Source organism: Desulfovibrio sp. UIB00 (assembly GCF_022508225.1).
Classification (GTDB): Bacteria; Desulfobacterota; Desulfovibrionia; order Desulfovibrionales; family Desulfovibrionaceae; genus Desulfovibrio.
In genome coordinates, this window is sequence record NZ_JAETXJ010000013.1 from 19,117 (window position 1) to 34,685 (window position 15,569).

Below are 15,569 nucleotides of genomic sequence, written 5' to 3' on the forward strand. Positions count from 1 at the left end.
CGCGGTAATGCGCATCCGGCATATGTCTGTGCATGCGCCATCCCGGCAATTATGAAAAATACGTCTTACGGCTGCACAGCCTTGCACCGGCGTGAATTTCTGGCAGCCAGTCTTTTTTCCGCATGGCTGCGTCCCTTGCCGGGGGCATCTGCCCTTCCCTTGGTGATAAGACTGGCCAGCGCGTGGACGCTGGGTGCTTCAAAAAGCTGGATCAGGGCAATCTGCTGCGGGAGTATCTGATTAATATCCCGATGAATCTTCACCATCAGTAGCGAGGTGGCTCCAAGGTCAAAAAACCTGTCATGGAGGCCAAATGACGAAATACCCAGATGCAGCCCCACAACTTCACGAATGCGCTCCTCAAGCTCCGTGCCTTTTTCCTGCGTGGCGGCTTCTTCAAGCTGGGGAGCAGGCAGGCGCTTTCTGTCCACCTTGCCATTATCGGAAAGCGGCAACTGCTCAAGCGCCACATAATGCTGAGGCACCATATACAGGGGCAGCTTGGCCCGGAGGGCCGTGTGCAGATCGTTTGGGGAGAGCGAGCGCTGTGACTGCTGCGGCACCACATATCCAACCAGCCCTTTGCCTGCGCCAGCCAGCGGCATTATGGCCGCAACGGCGGCCTGCACGCCCGGCAGGGAGGCAAGGGCAGCCTCAATATCCCCAAGTTCAATACGAAATCCATTCACCTTCACCTGAGTGTCGTTGCGCCCCATAAATTCTATCTGCCCGTTACCGCGCCACCGAGCCATGTCGCCAGTGCGATAAAGCCTCTCGCCGCTACGCGGGTGCGTAATGAAACGCTGGTCAGTGAGCGCCTTGTCCCCCAGGTAGCCCATGGCAAGGCCCCCTCCGCCGATATACAACTCTCCGGGCACATCATCCGGGCAAGGGGTCATGTCCTCATGCAGAACGAGCATTTTCTGATTCGCAAGCGCGCGGCCATAGGGAATGGACTTCCACCCTGCCGGGGGATCATTGGGCGACATTTCGTAAGCAATGGACCAGATGGCGGCCTCCGTGGCGCCTCCCAGACTTATCAACATGGTTGCAGGAGAAAAGTGCGCTGAGTCGCGCGGCAGACGCGGCGGAATCCAGTCGCCGGAAAGTAACGCCAGCCGGGGCATATGCTCCACAGCCGCACCGTGTTCCACAAACATCTGCCACAGCATCGGCACAGAATTCCACAGGGTTGCCGGATGGCGGGCAAGACGGCGCACCCAGGCGGAAGGGTCACGTATTTCACGTTCATCAGGCAGTACAAGATGCCCACCAGCTGAAAGCAGACCGAAAATATCATAGACCGAAAGATCAAATGACAGGGCGGAGATGGCGAATACGCTGTCGTTTGACGAAACCCCGAATCTTGAATTGATATCGCGAAGGGTGTTCTGCACCGCACGGTGCGTCATCATGACGCCCTTGGGCGTGCCTGTTGTCCCAGAGGTAAAGATGACGTAGGCCAGCCTGTCCGGCGAGGTTTGCAGGGCGGCAACAAGAGCATCAGCCGCAGCGTCTGCCGCCGCATCTACCGAGGCGTCCTCCTGCCTGACGACCGCCAGCGGCAGATCATCCCAGTCATGGGCGGCTGCGCCTTGCTCCGCAACCACAGCCATGACTCCCTGTTGCAGAATGGCCGAGCGCCGCGCACGGGGCCACGTGGGGTCAATCGGCACATAGGCCGCGCCCGTAAGCAGAATACCCATGACAGCCGCAATCTGTTCCCAGCCTTTGGGAAGCCCCACGGCCACAAGGACATTCTGCGTATTTTGCGGCAAAGCGCCCGTCAACTGCCGCGCCACGGCGTAAGCCGCCTGAAACAGCTCGCCAAACGTCAGCGTGCGATCGGGCGCAATCACGGCCTTTTTGTTGGGGAGCGCCAGCACATGCTCCAGAAATCCCTGGTGCAACAAATGCCCATCGTCCTCAAAACAAGGGTTTGCATCGTGGCGTCGCGCCATCTGCTCTTCAGGCAATTCGGGCATGATTGGCCGCTGCCAGTCAGCGTCAGGCTTGCAAAGAGCTTCAACCATGCTGCCATAGCAGCGGAAAATGGCATTCTGAAGAACTTCGTCAAAAATCCCTTCCACCACATCCCAGTTGAAAACCAGCCTTCCGTCTTCCTCAAGAACCTGGTGGTCAAGCCATATCTGGGGAGTCTGGGTTATTGTGTAGGCGGGTTTTCCGAACACTCCGTTGTTGGTGTCCAGAATTTCTCCCACATCCCCGGCGCCCAGCGCACTTGTAAAAACAATGGGCATAAGAACCGGACGCCTTTGACGCTCGGAAATATCCTGAAGAACCTTTATGCCAGAGTACGCGCTGTGTTCCACATCCTGCCAGAACCGGGCGTCCAATTCTCTGGCGTACTCAATAAAGCTTTCCTGCGGACGCATCTTTCTGGCCGCTGAAAGCATGGTTGTGGTAAAATCACCCACCACCTGTTGAATGGCCGGATTTTCCGATTCCCTGTTAAAAACCGTTATGTTAAGGCAAAAATCCGGTCTGGCGGCCCACTGGCCCATTACGGCAGCAAAGACGGTGTATAATACCACGGAAGGGGTAAGGGCGTGCCGGTTGCACATGGCCTTGAACGCTGCCCATTGCTCCGGTTCCAGACCGGCCTTCAAGCGTTTGAACCGCTGCACCTGCGGCTGTACTTCCTGCGTGGGCAATTGCGGCGCGGCGGGAAAGTCCGCCAGCCTGTCCTGCCAGTATTTGCGGCACTCATGATAAAAACTGGTCTCTTCCTTACGTTTCTGCTCTTCCACATACTGACCGAAAGTCATGCCGGGAACGGGCATGTCGCCTTGGGGATGCGTATAGAAAAAGCTCAGTTCGCGCAGGCAGTTGCCAATGCTGTACACGTCCGCCATGACAGCATCGCAGCTCAGGTGCACGCGCACAAAGTCATCGGCGATAATGCTTGCTCCAAGTGTTATTATCGGCCATACGGAAAGGTCGGGGACGCGGTGCGAAAGCTTGTTTCGCCGCGCTGCAAGGCGCTCTTCCTTTTCTGCGGCATCAAGTTGGCGCAAATCCTCAATTTTCCAGCGCAGAGGCGGCACCTTCGGCACGATGTGAAACATGCCCTCACGCGTTACCGTGGCGCGCAGCATGTCGTGACGGGCAATAACTCTGTCCCAGGCTTTTTGCAGACGTTCAACATCCAGGGCGCCGCAATCAAACTCCTGATATCCGTGGCTCCCCACGCCGCTCAGGTTGACGCCAGCCGTGCGTCCAATCCAGTAGGCGCGCTGCACGTCCGTCATGGGAAATTCCTGGGGCTCGCCCTCCTGCACCGGGCAAGGACTCTGTTCACGGCTGGTTCGGCGTTCTGCGCTGGCAAGCCCCTTTTGCCCTGCCAGCCGGGAAAAAAGCTGCAACTGTTCGGCGCTGAGACTCATGACAAGGCCTCCAGTGACGCAGAAACATCCTCTGGGCGCATGTGCTTTACAGATTCAAGCAGTTCTGCGAGGGCAAACAGCCTTTCCTTTTCCTCCTGCGATTCGGTCAGGTAATCTGCAATGTTCGCCACAGTCCGCTGACGGAATATCTGAGCTACGCTGAATGCGGAGAGATCAAAGAGATCACGGATTTCTTTTGCCAGGGGCATGGCCATGAGGCTGTCGCCCCCAAGCTCCACATAGTCGTCATCAATACCTATGCCGCTCAAGCCAAGGCGTGACTCAAACAGATCAACAAGAGCCCGGTCCAGCGCATGACGTGCTCCGCGCCATTCCACCATCAGCGGGGGGCGCTGCCCAACGCTTCCTTCGGCCTTGAGGTCGGCCGACTCAAGAGCATCCGTTGCAAGCCCGCGCTTGGTGCGCGCCTCATCAAGCATGGCGGCAAGGCTGCGACCGCTGACAACAGGAAGCTCCACCATCATTCCGAGGCAAGCCTTAACCGCCGCAAGGGCTGCATCTGGAGCGATGCCCCCCTTCAGATCCTCTCCGGAAAGCCGTGCATGCAGTGAAGCCATCTTGTTGATCATGCCCACCTGACGCCATACGTCCCAGCGTATGCCCATGACGCGTGTTCCCGCGCGCTGCTGCCGCATGGCCCAGGCATCCAGCACTATGTTGGCTACAGTGTTATCCAGTTGTCCAACAGAGCCACACAATGCGCCTATGGATGTATTAAAAATAATAAAATCAACGTTACAAAACTGCAGCACCTTTTCAATGCCAAGCAATGGAATAACCTTGGCGCTCCAGTTTTCCGTCTTTTCAACGGACAAACTTTGCGCCTGCATCAATCCACCGCCAGTGACGCCGCTGGCGTGCACAATTCCAGCCACATCTTTATGTTCAGCAAGTACCTCATCCAATACCTGCATGAGTTCATCCTGCTTGTTGAGGTCGACATAGCGCGGCCTGACAATCACCCACTCATTGGCGCAGTTCTCCCAGAATTCTGCGGATCGGCGCGTTTTCTGTAGGGGGACAAGTGTTATGCGGCGCTGCTGCTCGGCTGCCTGCCTGGCCAGATCGAGCATGAATGTTCGGCCAATGCCGCCACTGCCGCCAAAAACAAGGTAGGCCGCCCTTTCACGCAGATGAATGTGCTCATTTATATTTTCAGACTGCCTCACGCATTCAGGTTGCTCCTGCCAGAAAATTCCGTCGCGCACAGCCACAAGAGACGTCAGCGCGGTAGCCGCCATGCGGTTGCTCACAGCCTTTTCCAGCAGGTCGGCCAGTACCGGGGCGGAAAGCCATTCTTCCACATCCAGCACGCAAGCCAGGGTATTTCTGGCCTCAAACGGCAGCACACGGGCAGGAGCCAACAAGGCTCTTCTGTCAATGATCGGCAGGGCCGTACCAAAGGCCGCCGCCCCGGAGGTGAGCCAGTAAACACTCATGGCCTGCCCGTTGGCGCATTCAGCCAGCCAGGCGCACAACGCCGCCGCCTCCCCGCACGTACGCGCCGCAGATGCCAGTGAATTATCGCCTTGTACGGCAAAACGGCAGTCCACCAATGTATCCGGCAGAGGACTACTGCCCTGCAAATCCGCAAGTGTTTTGAACAGCAGCACATTCCAGCCACGCTGGCGCAACGCCTCGGCAACATCCGCCCCTTCGTTGCCCAAAAATCCTATAACGCCCTGAGGCATTGCGGGCATTGTCACAGGTATCTGCCGCCAGCAGAGAATAGAAATCTCCATTCCCTGATCCGTTGGCGTCTTGCCGCCCGCCATCTGCCGTTCAAGCCAGTAACGCTGGCGTTCAAAGGGATAGGTCGGCAAAGGCACAGCGTGCCCGCCGCCGCTCAGGGCATCTATCTTGGCCCAGTCAGCGCGGCCTCCCTGTTGCCAGAGTTGCCCTATGGCTTCCAGAAGGGCCGTATGCTCCCCGGTTTTGCCCTGTTCTGAAGGCATCACGGGAATAATCGGCGAGTGTTTTTTGAAGGCCGGATGGCGGCGCAGCATGGCGCTCAGCTTTCGCGAAGGGCCAACTTCAAGCAATGCGGCCTCGCCCTCATGGCACAATGTGGATATCTGGTCAGATAGCTGCACAGGGGCACACAACTGGCGAACCCAGTATTCGGCATCCGTGGCCTCAGCTTCTGTGAGCCAGCTTCCAGTGACGTTTGAAAGTATGGGCAGTTGCGGTCTGTGCAGCTCAACGCCCTCAAAGGCCTTGCGCAGCAGCGGCATGGCGAAATGCAGCAGGCTGGAGTGGCCCGCCTTTTCTGCTGCCAGTTTTGAGAACGGCAGGTCTGCCGCATTCAGAGCAGCCTCAAGCGCATTGATTCCATGCGCAGTGCCGGAGGCAACGCATCCGTTGGGTGTGATCACGGTTGCAATGCTTACTCCTTCTGGCAAAAGGAGTTGCAGCTTTTCTGACGCCATCGGCACAAAAAGCATGGCCCCTGACGGGGACTCGTCAATAAGCCGTGATCGTTCTGCAATGAGGCGAACGGCGTCGTTCTCGGAAAAGACCCCCGCCACGGTTGCGGCTACGTACTCCCCTGCCGAATGGCCCATCACAAAGGCGGGCTGTATTCCAAAGTCTTGCAACAGCATCGCCAGCGCGTACTCCACGGCAAACAGGGCAAACGTACCCAGACGCGTATCTGTGGACACTTCCTGACGATCAAGCGCCGAGGTCACGTCAATGCCTGTCTCGCGCTGAAACAATGTGCATATTCTATTGAAAACATTTCCAAATTCTGGATGTGATGCGCAAAGCTCGCTTGCCATGCCCGGATACTGCGATCCGAAACCGGGAAATAGAAAAGCCACGGGCCGGGCCTTGTCTGGATCTTCCAGACTGCTTGCCCGACGCAGCAAAGCCGAAGATTGCAGCGTGCGCAAAAGCGACTCCGAATCTTGACAAACAAGGCTCAGGCGGCAAGCCTGCATGTCGCGCCCCAAAAGCAGCGTATGCGCGAGGTCAGCCAGCGGGACAGGATGCGCCTGCACCCATGTGCTCAGCTCCACCACCTTTTTTTCAAGAGCGGCAGTGGTTTTGGCGGAAAGGGTAATCAAGGTTGCGCCAGAGGCATCCGTAGCTGTTGGCTCCGGGCCTTCCTCCAAAATCAGATGGACATTGTTGCCGCCTATACCCAGTGAATTTACCGCTGCAACGCGGGTTTTGCCTGCCGCAACAGTCCAGGCTTCTGTTTTGCCGGCAATTCTAAAAGGGGTAGCCTCCAGCGCCAGCCTCGGATTGGGCGCATGAAAATCCAGCGAGGCGGGGATAACCTTGTGATGCAGCGCCAGCGCTGTCTTGATCAGGCTGGCAACGCCTGCGGCGGCGTTCAGGTGCCCTATGCCGGTTTTTACTGATCCCAGGCGGCAATACTGACGGGGAGCGCTTTGGGGAATTGCCCATGCCTGAGCAAGGGCCGCAACTTCCATGGGGTCGCCAATGGGCGTCCCTGTGCCGTGTCCCTCCACAAGGCCAATTTCCAGCGGATCAACACCAGACATAGCCAGAGCATCGGCAATGACCGCCGCCTGACCAGACACGGACGGCGCGTAAAATCCCGTTTTGTCCGAGCCATCGTTGCCAATGGCATAGCCGGAAATGACGGCATAAATGATATCCCTGTCGCGCAACGCGTCATCCAGGCGTTTGAGCACGACAACGCCAACCCCTTCCCCTTCATTCACTCCACTGGCATCATCGCTGTAGGCGCGGACATGCCCATCGCGTGAAAGCGGCCCCTCCGGCTCATAGCTGTAGCCGGGGCTCACCCCGGCCTTCAGCCCCGCACCGCCCGCCAAAGCCACATCGCACTGCCCGGCGAGAAGAGCCTGACAAGCCATTGCCGCAGCCGCAAGGGACGATGAGCAGGCGCTTTGCACCGTCATTGCCGGGCCTTTCAGGTTCAGCTTGTACGCAACACGCGCAGCCAGATAATCCTTGTCGCTGGCTGCAAGCATATCCACCAGATCAAGGGGCTTGGCGTCCAGAATCCTGTCTGCAAAGCGCAGTGCGTAGCCGTTGAAATTGCAACTTCCAAACACACCAACAAACTGACCGCTGGCTTTGGGGGCAATGCCCGCATGCTCCAGAGCCGCATACGCGCATTCAAGAAAAATTCGGTGCTGCGGGTCCAGCATTCTTGCTTCGCGCGCGGGAACATCAAAAAAATCGCCATCAAACATATCTTTGCTTTCAAGCGCAAAGCCGTAGTGAACCAAACCATCATCAACATCGGCCAACATCTTCCCACCGGAAATTCCGGCTTGCAGATTTTCCCAGAAAGCATCCAGGTTTTCCGCACCAGGAAAGCGCCCAGCCATGCCAACTATTGCTATTTTTAAAGAATTTTCTGTCATGTTACCTCCTGGGGCGGACGCGGGACGCCATGGCGCGGAGCTTCTCAACGCGGCCTTGAGTGTGCCCGGATTCTGTGGAACAGAGCACTTCGGCATCAATGAGGTGCTTCGCCTGACTGGCTATGGTTGTGTACTGAAAAACAGAAAGAACAGGCACAGGCCGCTGCAATACCGCCGTGAGCCTGGTGGACAGCTGCATGGCAAGAAATGAAGTCCCGCCTGCATCAAAAAAGGATACCGATACGCCCGGTCGCGCTCCATTGAGCACGGATGCCCACGCATCCGCTATCTGCTGCTGGGCCTTTGTTTCAGGAACAGACGCCTCTCTGGCGCGGGGCTTGCTCAGGGAGGCCTTTGCCCGGGCAGTCAGGGCGCGCCGATCAACCTTGCCGTTGGCAGTGAGTGGGAATGCGGATTCCAGACAAATTTCCGCTGGGAGCCAGGAATAAGGCAATCGACCTTTCAGGGCCAGGCCGATACGCTGGGCGTCCACCTTGAGATCTCCGTCCGGCTGGGCAAAAGCCACGATTTTTCTACTCTGCGAATGCTCGGCCACAACAGCAACGGCCTGCCGCACACCGGGCATCTCTGCAATGGCTGATTCAATTTCACCAAGCTCAATGCGCATGCCGTTGATTTTGACCTGCGTGTCATCGCGGCCCATAAATTCAATATCGCCATCGGGAAGCATTCTTCCCCAGTCGCCGGTTCGGTAGAGCCGCTCGCCAGTCTGAGGGTGAGGAAAAAACGATTGTTCCGTCAGTTCCGGCCTGTGCAGATATTCCTGCGCGAGTCCCACTCCTGCGATGTATATTTCGCCGGGTACCCACAGGGGGCATGGCCTCATGGATGCGTCCAGCACGTAGAGCATCTGACCGGAAAGCGGTTTTCCATAAGGAACTGTCTTCTGCCCCGGCAAAAGCGCATCCACAACTTTTTCAACTGACCAGATTGCAGCTTCTGTCGCTCCGCCCATGCTGACCAGACGCGGCTCTTGCGGCAAGGCAAGGATGCTGGCGGCCAATTCTACGGGCAGCCAGTCTCCACTGAGCATAAAGAGGCGCAAATGCTTCAGGCACCCTCCTGTGGCTTTGGCTGAATCCAGCAGCAATTGCGCCAGCGCCGGCACAGAGTTCCACACAGTAACCTGCGTATGCTCCACCAGCATTACCCATTCCAGAGGTTCGGCAAATTCCGCGTGCTGTGGCAAAACCAAAGCCGCGCCAGCCGCCAGAGTGCCGAAGATGTCATAGACGGAAAGATCAAAGTTGAGTTGCGAGATGCCAAACACCCTGTCATTTGGACCCACGGCATTCCTGGAATTGACATCTAAAATCGTATTCAGCGCGGATTGATGCGAAACCGCCACGCCCTTGGGTTTGCCCGTAGACCCAGAAGTAAAAATCACATAGGCCGTGGCTTCCGGATCGACATCCACCGAGGCGTCAACCGCAACAGTCTGTCCGCTGGATTGCTTCTTGCCAGCTCCAGTTGCCCTTGTACTCCCCGTGTCATTTCCGGAAAAATCCGCAAGCAGCAGAGGGGTGCTTTCGACAGAAATTTCTGCAAGCTGGCAGTCTGCGTCAGCCAGAAACCCTTGGTTTTTCCCATCGCACAGGGCAAGACGAACGCCGCCTTCCGCAAGGATGGTCAAAATACGGCTTTGCGGGTCACTGACGTTCACGGGCAAGTATGCCGCCCCAGCGCGAAGCACCGCCAGCACGGCCACCACCTGAAGCCATCCCTTGGGAAGGGCAATGCCAACCAGTTCCCCCTTGTTGACCAGCAGTTCCGAGGTCAGCCGACGGGCCAGATCCCCGCTGAGCCGATCCAGTTCGCCGTAAGAGAGCGTCTTCTCGGGTGTAATGATGGCGGTTGCCGCAGGGCTGGACGCGGCGCGCTTCAAGAAAGGCCCTGCCAGGCTCTGCCGGGCATGCGGCAACAAGGCCAGAGATGCTGGCTGTATACGCGGCTGCCGCACGGTCTGAGCAGACATCCCCCACACCCCGCCGTCCGACAGGGCATGGGCCAGAGCTACAAACTGCTCAAACATGCTTTCAACAAGGTCGGGAGGGAAAAGACCTTGGGGATAATCCCAAACCAGCGAAAGCCCATCGCGATATTCCACAACCTGCGCGTCTATCCATGTCTGCGGAGCCTGATTGCAGGCAAAAATCAGTTCTCCGAAGCGTGAAGCCGCATCCAGATAGCTGCCGCCTGCAATGCCCGTGGCGCAGGTCAACACAACGGGGAGTGGGTTTTCGTTGGGTGTAGTGTGAGCGCGGGCGATGATTGCATTGACCTCGGCCCCGCTGATATCCGCATGCGACAGTGCCTGACAAATATCCTCATGGGCGGCGCGGCACAGCGCAAGAAAAGTCTGCCCCGCACCAGCGCGCACCGTCACCGGCAGCATGGAGGTAAAATCACCCAACACGCCTTCATAGGCTGCTCTTTCCCCTGCCCGGTCAAACAGGGTCAGGTTCAGAGTCATGTGAGGCGAACGGCTGAACCGCGAAAGAGTTTCACCAAGAATGGCAGCGAACATTCCCGCAGCTGTCACCCCGGCCCTTGCCGCGTGACTTTTGAGGCTTTGCCATGCATCGGCCTTCATGTGCGACGCAAGCCGACCTATGACGGGCGGCGTGAGTTCTCTTGGCTGATGGGCAAACGGCAACTGGGGCGCTCGGGGCAACTGCGCCGCGCGCGCCTGCCACCACTCCCGGTGCCTCTTTGCAGACGCCAGTTCTTTGCTGGCCTCAGCTTGCGCTACATATTGTGAGAACTGTCTGTTACTGATGCAGGCTTTTTTCTGCTGCCCAGTGTAAAGACCGTGCAGCTCGTTCAGCCACAAAGCCAGAGAGGCCACATCAAGCAGCAGGATATCAAAGCTGATATGGAGATATGCGCAAGGCACGTTGTCCGTTCCGCTCACGCATATGTTGAACAGCGGCCACGTTTCCGCTGGCAGCACTTCTGCCCGCATCTCCTCCCTGCACTCTGCCGTGGCATGCGTGCCGCAACGGCTGTGTATACGGTACCAGGGAACCTCTGGCAGCACCTTTTGCTGCCCATCTGGCGTCAGCACTGTCCGCAGCATGGGATGGGCCAGTATTGTCTGGTTGAGGGCTTTTTCCAGACGCGGCAGATCAAATTTTCCCTTTGGCTCATGAATTTCCAGATAGCCGTGCGCGGCAATTCCCCCCAGGGGAAAAACCGTTTGACGCCCCAGCCAGTATGCTCGCTGCATATCCGTGAGCGCAAAGGGCTGCCCGTCGACGATGCGTTCCGGCTCCTGCTCCACAGCGCACCTTCTGCCCTGCTCCATCAACCGAACCCAGCCTCCCAAGGTTGCATTTTTCAGCATATCCGCAAGTTTGACGCTAACGCCAGCTTTTTTGAGCATAACAGGCAGGCGCATCATCATGAGCGAACTCATGCCAAGCTCTATGAGGGAATCATCATCTCCTATCAATTCTGGGGAGCAATCAAGAACTTCCGCAATCCAGCGGCGCAAGCCGAGGCGCGATAGTATCGGAGCTTCAGCATTCATGTTCTGCTCCTTTAGCTTCTGCAATATGTTGCTGATATTGCGTCAGAAGCTGCTCGCGCAAGCTGCGGCGGTTATTTTTGCCCACCGCAGTGCAGGGAAACGAAGGAACAAATACAAACTGGTCGGGGATCTTGAAGGTCGTCATACCGTTCTGCTGTAAAAAAAGACGTAGCGAGCGCGCGCTCAAGCCGCCGTCATCGTGCTCGTGGACATGGATAAAAGCGCATATACGCTCGCCCAGATGCTCGTCCGGAATGCCCACAAGCACGGCATCACGCACTCCCGGGCAGGTTACGAGTACATTTTCCACTTCCTCGGGAGTTATTTTTTCTCCACAACGCTGGATTTGATCCTTTTCCCGCCCTTCAAGCACCATGCACCCGTCAGGCCTACGCCGCGCAAGGTCCCCAGTGCGAAAAAATCCATCGGTGGTAAACGATGCAGCATCGACATCTGGTCGTTTGTAGTAGGCATGGATGGTGTATGGCCCGCGAATCTGCAAACCACCTACGGTATTGTCCGGAACCTCCTTGCCTGCAGCGTCAACGATACGAAACTCGTCCGCCGGGCACACGGGTTTTCCCTGTGTGCTGCAAACCGTTTCTTCATCCATATCCATGCGGGTCATGCTCACCAGGCCTTCAGACATGCCAAAAACATTCTGAAAGCGGCAGCCGAATACTCTTATGGTGCGCCTTGCAAGATCTTCACTCACGCGCGCCCCACCAACCTGGATGCTCTGTAAGCTGGGAAAATCCCTCTCACGATCCAGCAGTTCCGCCATATCGCACCAGAGAATCGCCGCAGGCGGCACAAGGGCGGTGCTGGTGACGGAATGCTTGTCTATCAGGTCAAAGCAGGTGTCTGGATCGGGATTTTCGGCTATGACCAGGGTTCCGCCGCATAAAAGGGTTCCCAGCAGACCGGGTGCGGCCAGCGGAAAGTTGTGCGCCATAGGCAAGGTGGCCAGATAGACAGTCGCGGCATCGAACCCATTGGCGGCGGCGTTGTAACGGGCTGAACAGAGGTATTCACAATGGACGCGCGCAATCAGCTTTGGGGTGCTCGTGGTGCCGCCCGAAAGCAGAAAACAGAGCAGGGAGTCGGGCATGGCAGGGTCTTGCGGCAAGGCAAAACCGGTGCCAAACAAGGATTGGAAAGGAACAAACTCCTCTGCATTGCCGCGCACAATTACGTGATCAAGGCCGGGGTGCTGCTGTTGCAGTTCGCGAGCCAACGTGCGGTAGTCAAAGCCTGACACCTCGTCGGCGCAGATATAGGCTTTTGCGCCAGCCGCCTCCACAAATGCGGAAATCTCTGTCTTTCGATGCGCTGGCAGAGCCATAACCGGGGCAACCCCAAGGCGGACAAGGGCAAAAAAGGCAACCACAAATTCCCAGCAGTTTGGCAACTGCAAAACCACCGTTTGCCCCGCCGTGAGCCCAAGTGCGGCAAACCCGGCGGCAGCCTGAGCCACCTTTTGTTCCAGCTCAGCATAGGTAAGGCAAAACTCGCCATCAATAACAGCAAGATGCCCTGTGTGCTTACGCGCCAGATCACTCAGAAAGGTGTTGAGCGTTTCTTCACGCCAGTAACCCTCCGCCCTGTAGCGCTCTATCTCCTTTATCGGCCATCCAAGATCATGCGCGTAAAACATGTTCACCTCATCTCGCTTGCCGTAAGCAGTTGTGTTGCGGCAACAAGCGTGCTGCCGCGAATATTCATCTTGCCAGCCGCCTTTGCTAAGGGGCCGTTCGCGCGTTTAAGCCACAGACGCGCGGGTTTCTTTTTTGGCAGAGGAGGACACATAAAATCTGGCGAAGATTCCCCCTAGCGCCGAGCAGGCTAACGCTGCGCAAATAGTTGCACTGTAACCCAGGCGACCAGCCATGACCATGCCCGTGCCCCCCATGCCCATTGCAAAAAACTGATATATGCTGAACTGCACTGTGTAGTCCGTTGCCGGACTTTCTTTGGATGCATGATCCATCATCAGCGTGCTAAGCATGGTGACGGACGGCACATAGCCCAGAAAATGAGCCATGACCGCAGCTACGACCATACTTGTGCTCACGTTTCCCATGGCCATAAAAAGCACCGCTGCAATACTGAGCAGCTGCATCCCCAGGCAGTAATTCATGGTGAAACTCCGTCCGTGGCGGGAAATCATCCACCCTGCGAACAAGCTGGAAGCAATGCCCATAACTGGACCGAGCACATCCACATAAAACCCGATGCGTTCAAGCGACCAATGATTATCCACCAGAATTGGCGTCAACAGACTGTAGGCAACTGTAATTCCCATGGGGAAAAGCAACAGCATCACAAGCCAGGATGTCATGCCCGGCTGACGCCAAAACCCCACAAGCCGGGCAGCGGCCTGCAAACCACTTTGCTTTTGAATTTGCAATTCATCTTCAATAAAGAAAAGCAGTTGCACCAACGACACGGCAGTGCCCAGAGCCAGAATCAAGACAGACTGACGCCAGCCAAGACTGGGGTATGCCATCAACACAAAGCCTGCGCCTATCATAAAGCCGAGCATGCCCCCGGCAGTCTGAATGCCATTGCCGATGCCCCGCTCTTCTTTGGAAAGGATGGAGCATACCAGGCCATCTGTTGCGATATCCTGGGTTGCTCCGCACAGGGCCATGACGATGCACAGCAGATAAACAGAGCCAAAGTCTGTTTGCACATCCAGGCTTGCGATAGCACAAAGCACCACAACCAGGAGCGACTGCATCAAGATCAGCCAACCACGAAAATGACCAATTCTTGGTGTGAAACGAATTTTATCCACCAAGGGAGCCCACAAAAATTTGCAGGCTCCAATCATGCCAAGGGCATAAACGGAGCTTATCTGCTCAAGAGGCGCACCCTGCTTGCGTAATATGGCAACAAGCGCAACTGAAAAAAAGCTCAGCCCGAGGTATTGCGTAGTGTAGAGGCTGGCTATCAGACTCCATACAGAAAAAGGCTTTCGTGATAACATTGCAAACATACGCATCCTTGAAATTTACACCTGTTGCTTTCAGGTGATGCCTATAAGCTGAAGAATATATCCAAATTCAGCTGTGCGCCCAGGTTGGAAAGGCCTAATCCAGCGTACGGCGGTAGCAGCGGATGGACAGCGTGCAGACAACCGCCAGAATCAGCACTAACGCGCCAAAATCCACCCAGATATCAGCAAGGGTATTACCTTTGAGAAGAATCCCGCGCACAATCCGCAAAAAATGCGTTACCGGCAATATTTCACCAAGCCATTGCGCCCAGTCTGGCATACCCCGATACGGGAACATAAACCCTGACAATATGATGGACGGCAGCAGAAAACCTGAAGAAGCCTGATTGGCCTGCATCTGGTTTTTCGCAATGGATGAAAAAATGAATCCAAGTGCCAGATTTGCGCAGATAAAAACCACGCAAACCAGAAACAGCAAGGCCATGGAACCCATCATTGGCACATGGAAAAGCACCTTTGCAGCTGTAAGAATAACCAGTATCTGACCGAATCCTATAAGAATGTAGGGCGAAATCTTGCCAAGCATCATCTCTAGGGGGCGAATGGGGGCCACCAGCAGACTTTCCAGGGTTCCACGTTCGCGTTCGCGGGTCATGGCTATGGAAGTCATCATGATCATGGTTGATGAAAGCACCACGCCAAGGATACCGGGAACCACGCTGAACGCCGATTCGTTTTCTTCGTTATACTTGCGGTGCACCAGCAACGAGTACGGCGGGCTCCCCTGCTTCAATTCAGAAAGGGGCCCGGTGAGATCCGCATTTATGGCTTTTGCCGCAAGCCCGGACAGGGCAGCTATGGCGGCGGAAGTGGCGGAAGGATCGGTTGCGTCAGCCTCGACCAGTACCTCGGGGCGTTCGCCTCTGGCAACATTTCGTGAAAAATCTACGGGAATATTGATGACAAACTGGGTGGAACCGTTGGCCAGCGCCCGCTGCGACTCAGCTTCCGTTGCATTGCGGTTGGTGATCAAAAAATAGCCCGATACTTCCAGGGAACTTACAAACGAACGGCTCATAACCGACTGATCACCATCAACCACAAGGGTGGGCAGATGCTTTGGGTCGGCATTGATCGCATAGCCAAACAGAAGAATTTCCATCAGCGGCACGCTGAGCAACATGGAAAACGTTGCCCGGTCGCGCTTCATCTGGATCAGTTCCTTAATCAGCAAAGCCACAAAACGCCTTAGGGAAAAT

Annotated in this window: 6 protein-coding genes; all 6 read right to left on the minus strand. The window is 56.4% G+C overall.

Going from position 1 to position 15,569, the window contains the following annotated elements; translation table 11 throughout:
- Positions 1-65: 65 nt before the first annotated feature.
- The 6 genes from JMF94_RS14445 to JMF94_RS14470 all read right to left on the minus strand — a co-directional run bounded on the left by JMF94_RS14445 (position 66) and on the right by JMF94_RS14470 (position 15,550).
- Entirely contained in the window at positions 66-3,407 is a 3,342-nt protein-coding gene (locus tag JMF94_RS14445) for an amino acid adenylation domain-containing protein (protein WP_240825960.1), read from the minus strand.
- The gene (locus tag JMF94_RS14450; protein ID WP_240825961.1) at positions 3,404-7,795 is read right to left on the minus strand and encodes a type I polyketide synthase; all 4,392 of its coding nucleotides are present in this window, start codon (positions 7,793-7,795) and stop codon (positions 3,404-3,406) included. The genes JMF94_RS14445 and JMF94_RS14450 overlap by 4 nt, the downstream gene beginning before the upstream one ends.
- Before the next feature lies 1 nt (position 7,796).
- On the minus strand, positions 7,797-11,348 hold the full coding sequence (locus tag JMF94_RS14455) for an amino acid adenylation domain-containing protein (RefSeq protein ID WP_240825962.1): 3,552 nt from the start codon (positions 11,346-11,348) through the stop codon (positions 7,797-7,799).
- A complete protein-coding gene (locus JMF94_RS14460) occupies positions 11,338-13,005 on the minus strand; it encodes an AMP-binding protein (protein ID WP_240825963.1) in 1,668 nt (555 codons plus the stop codon). The genes JMF94_RS14455 and JMF94_RS14460 overlap by 11 nt, the downstream gene beginning before the upstream one ends.
- A gap of 105 nt (positions 13,006-13,110) precedes the next feature.
- Positions 13,111-14,355 carry an MFS transporter gene (locus JMF94_RS14465; RefSeq protein WP_240825964.1) on the minus strand — a complete coding sequence of 415 codons (1,245 nt, stop codon included), beginning with the start codon at positions 14,353-14,355 and terminating at the stop codon, positions 13,111-13,113.
- Between the two features lie 88 nt (positions 14,356-14,443).
- Positions 14,444-15,550: an ABC transporter permease gene (locus JMF94_RS14470; RefSeq protein WP_240825965.1), complete on the minus strand. Its 1,107-nt coding sequence runs from the start codon at positions 15,548-15,550 to the stop codon at positions 14,444-14,446.
- Positions 15,551-15,569: the final 19 nt, after the last annotated feature.

Excerpts from the sequence above, each read along its gene's own strand:
- JMF94_RS14445 (WP_240825960.1), bottom strand. The coding sequence starts at position 3,407 with ATGAGTCTCAGCGCCGAACAGTTGCAGCTTTTTTCCCGGCTGGCAGGG.
- JMF94_RS14450 (WP_240825961.1), bottom strand. The coding sequence starts at position 7,795 with ATGACAGAAAATTCTTTAAAAATAGCAATAGTTGGCATGGCTGGGCGC.
- JMF94_RS14455 (WP_240825962.1), bottom strand. The coding sequence starts at position 11,348 with ATGAATGCTGAAGCTCCGATACTATCGCGCCTCGGCTTGCGCCGCTGG.
- JMF94_RS14460 (WP_240825963.1), bottom strand. The coding sequence starts at position 13,005 with ATGTTTTACGCGCATGATCTTGGATGGCCGATAAAGGAGATAGAGCGC.
- JMF94_RS14465 (WP_240825964.1), bottom strand. The coding sequence starts at position 14,355 with ATGCGTATGTTTGCAATGTTATCACGAAAGCCTTTTTCTGTATGGAGT.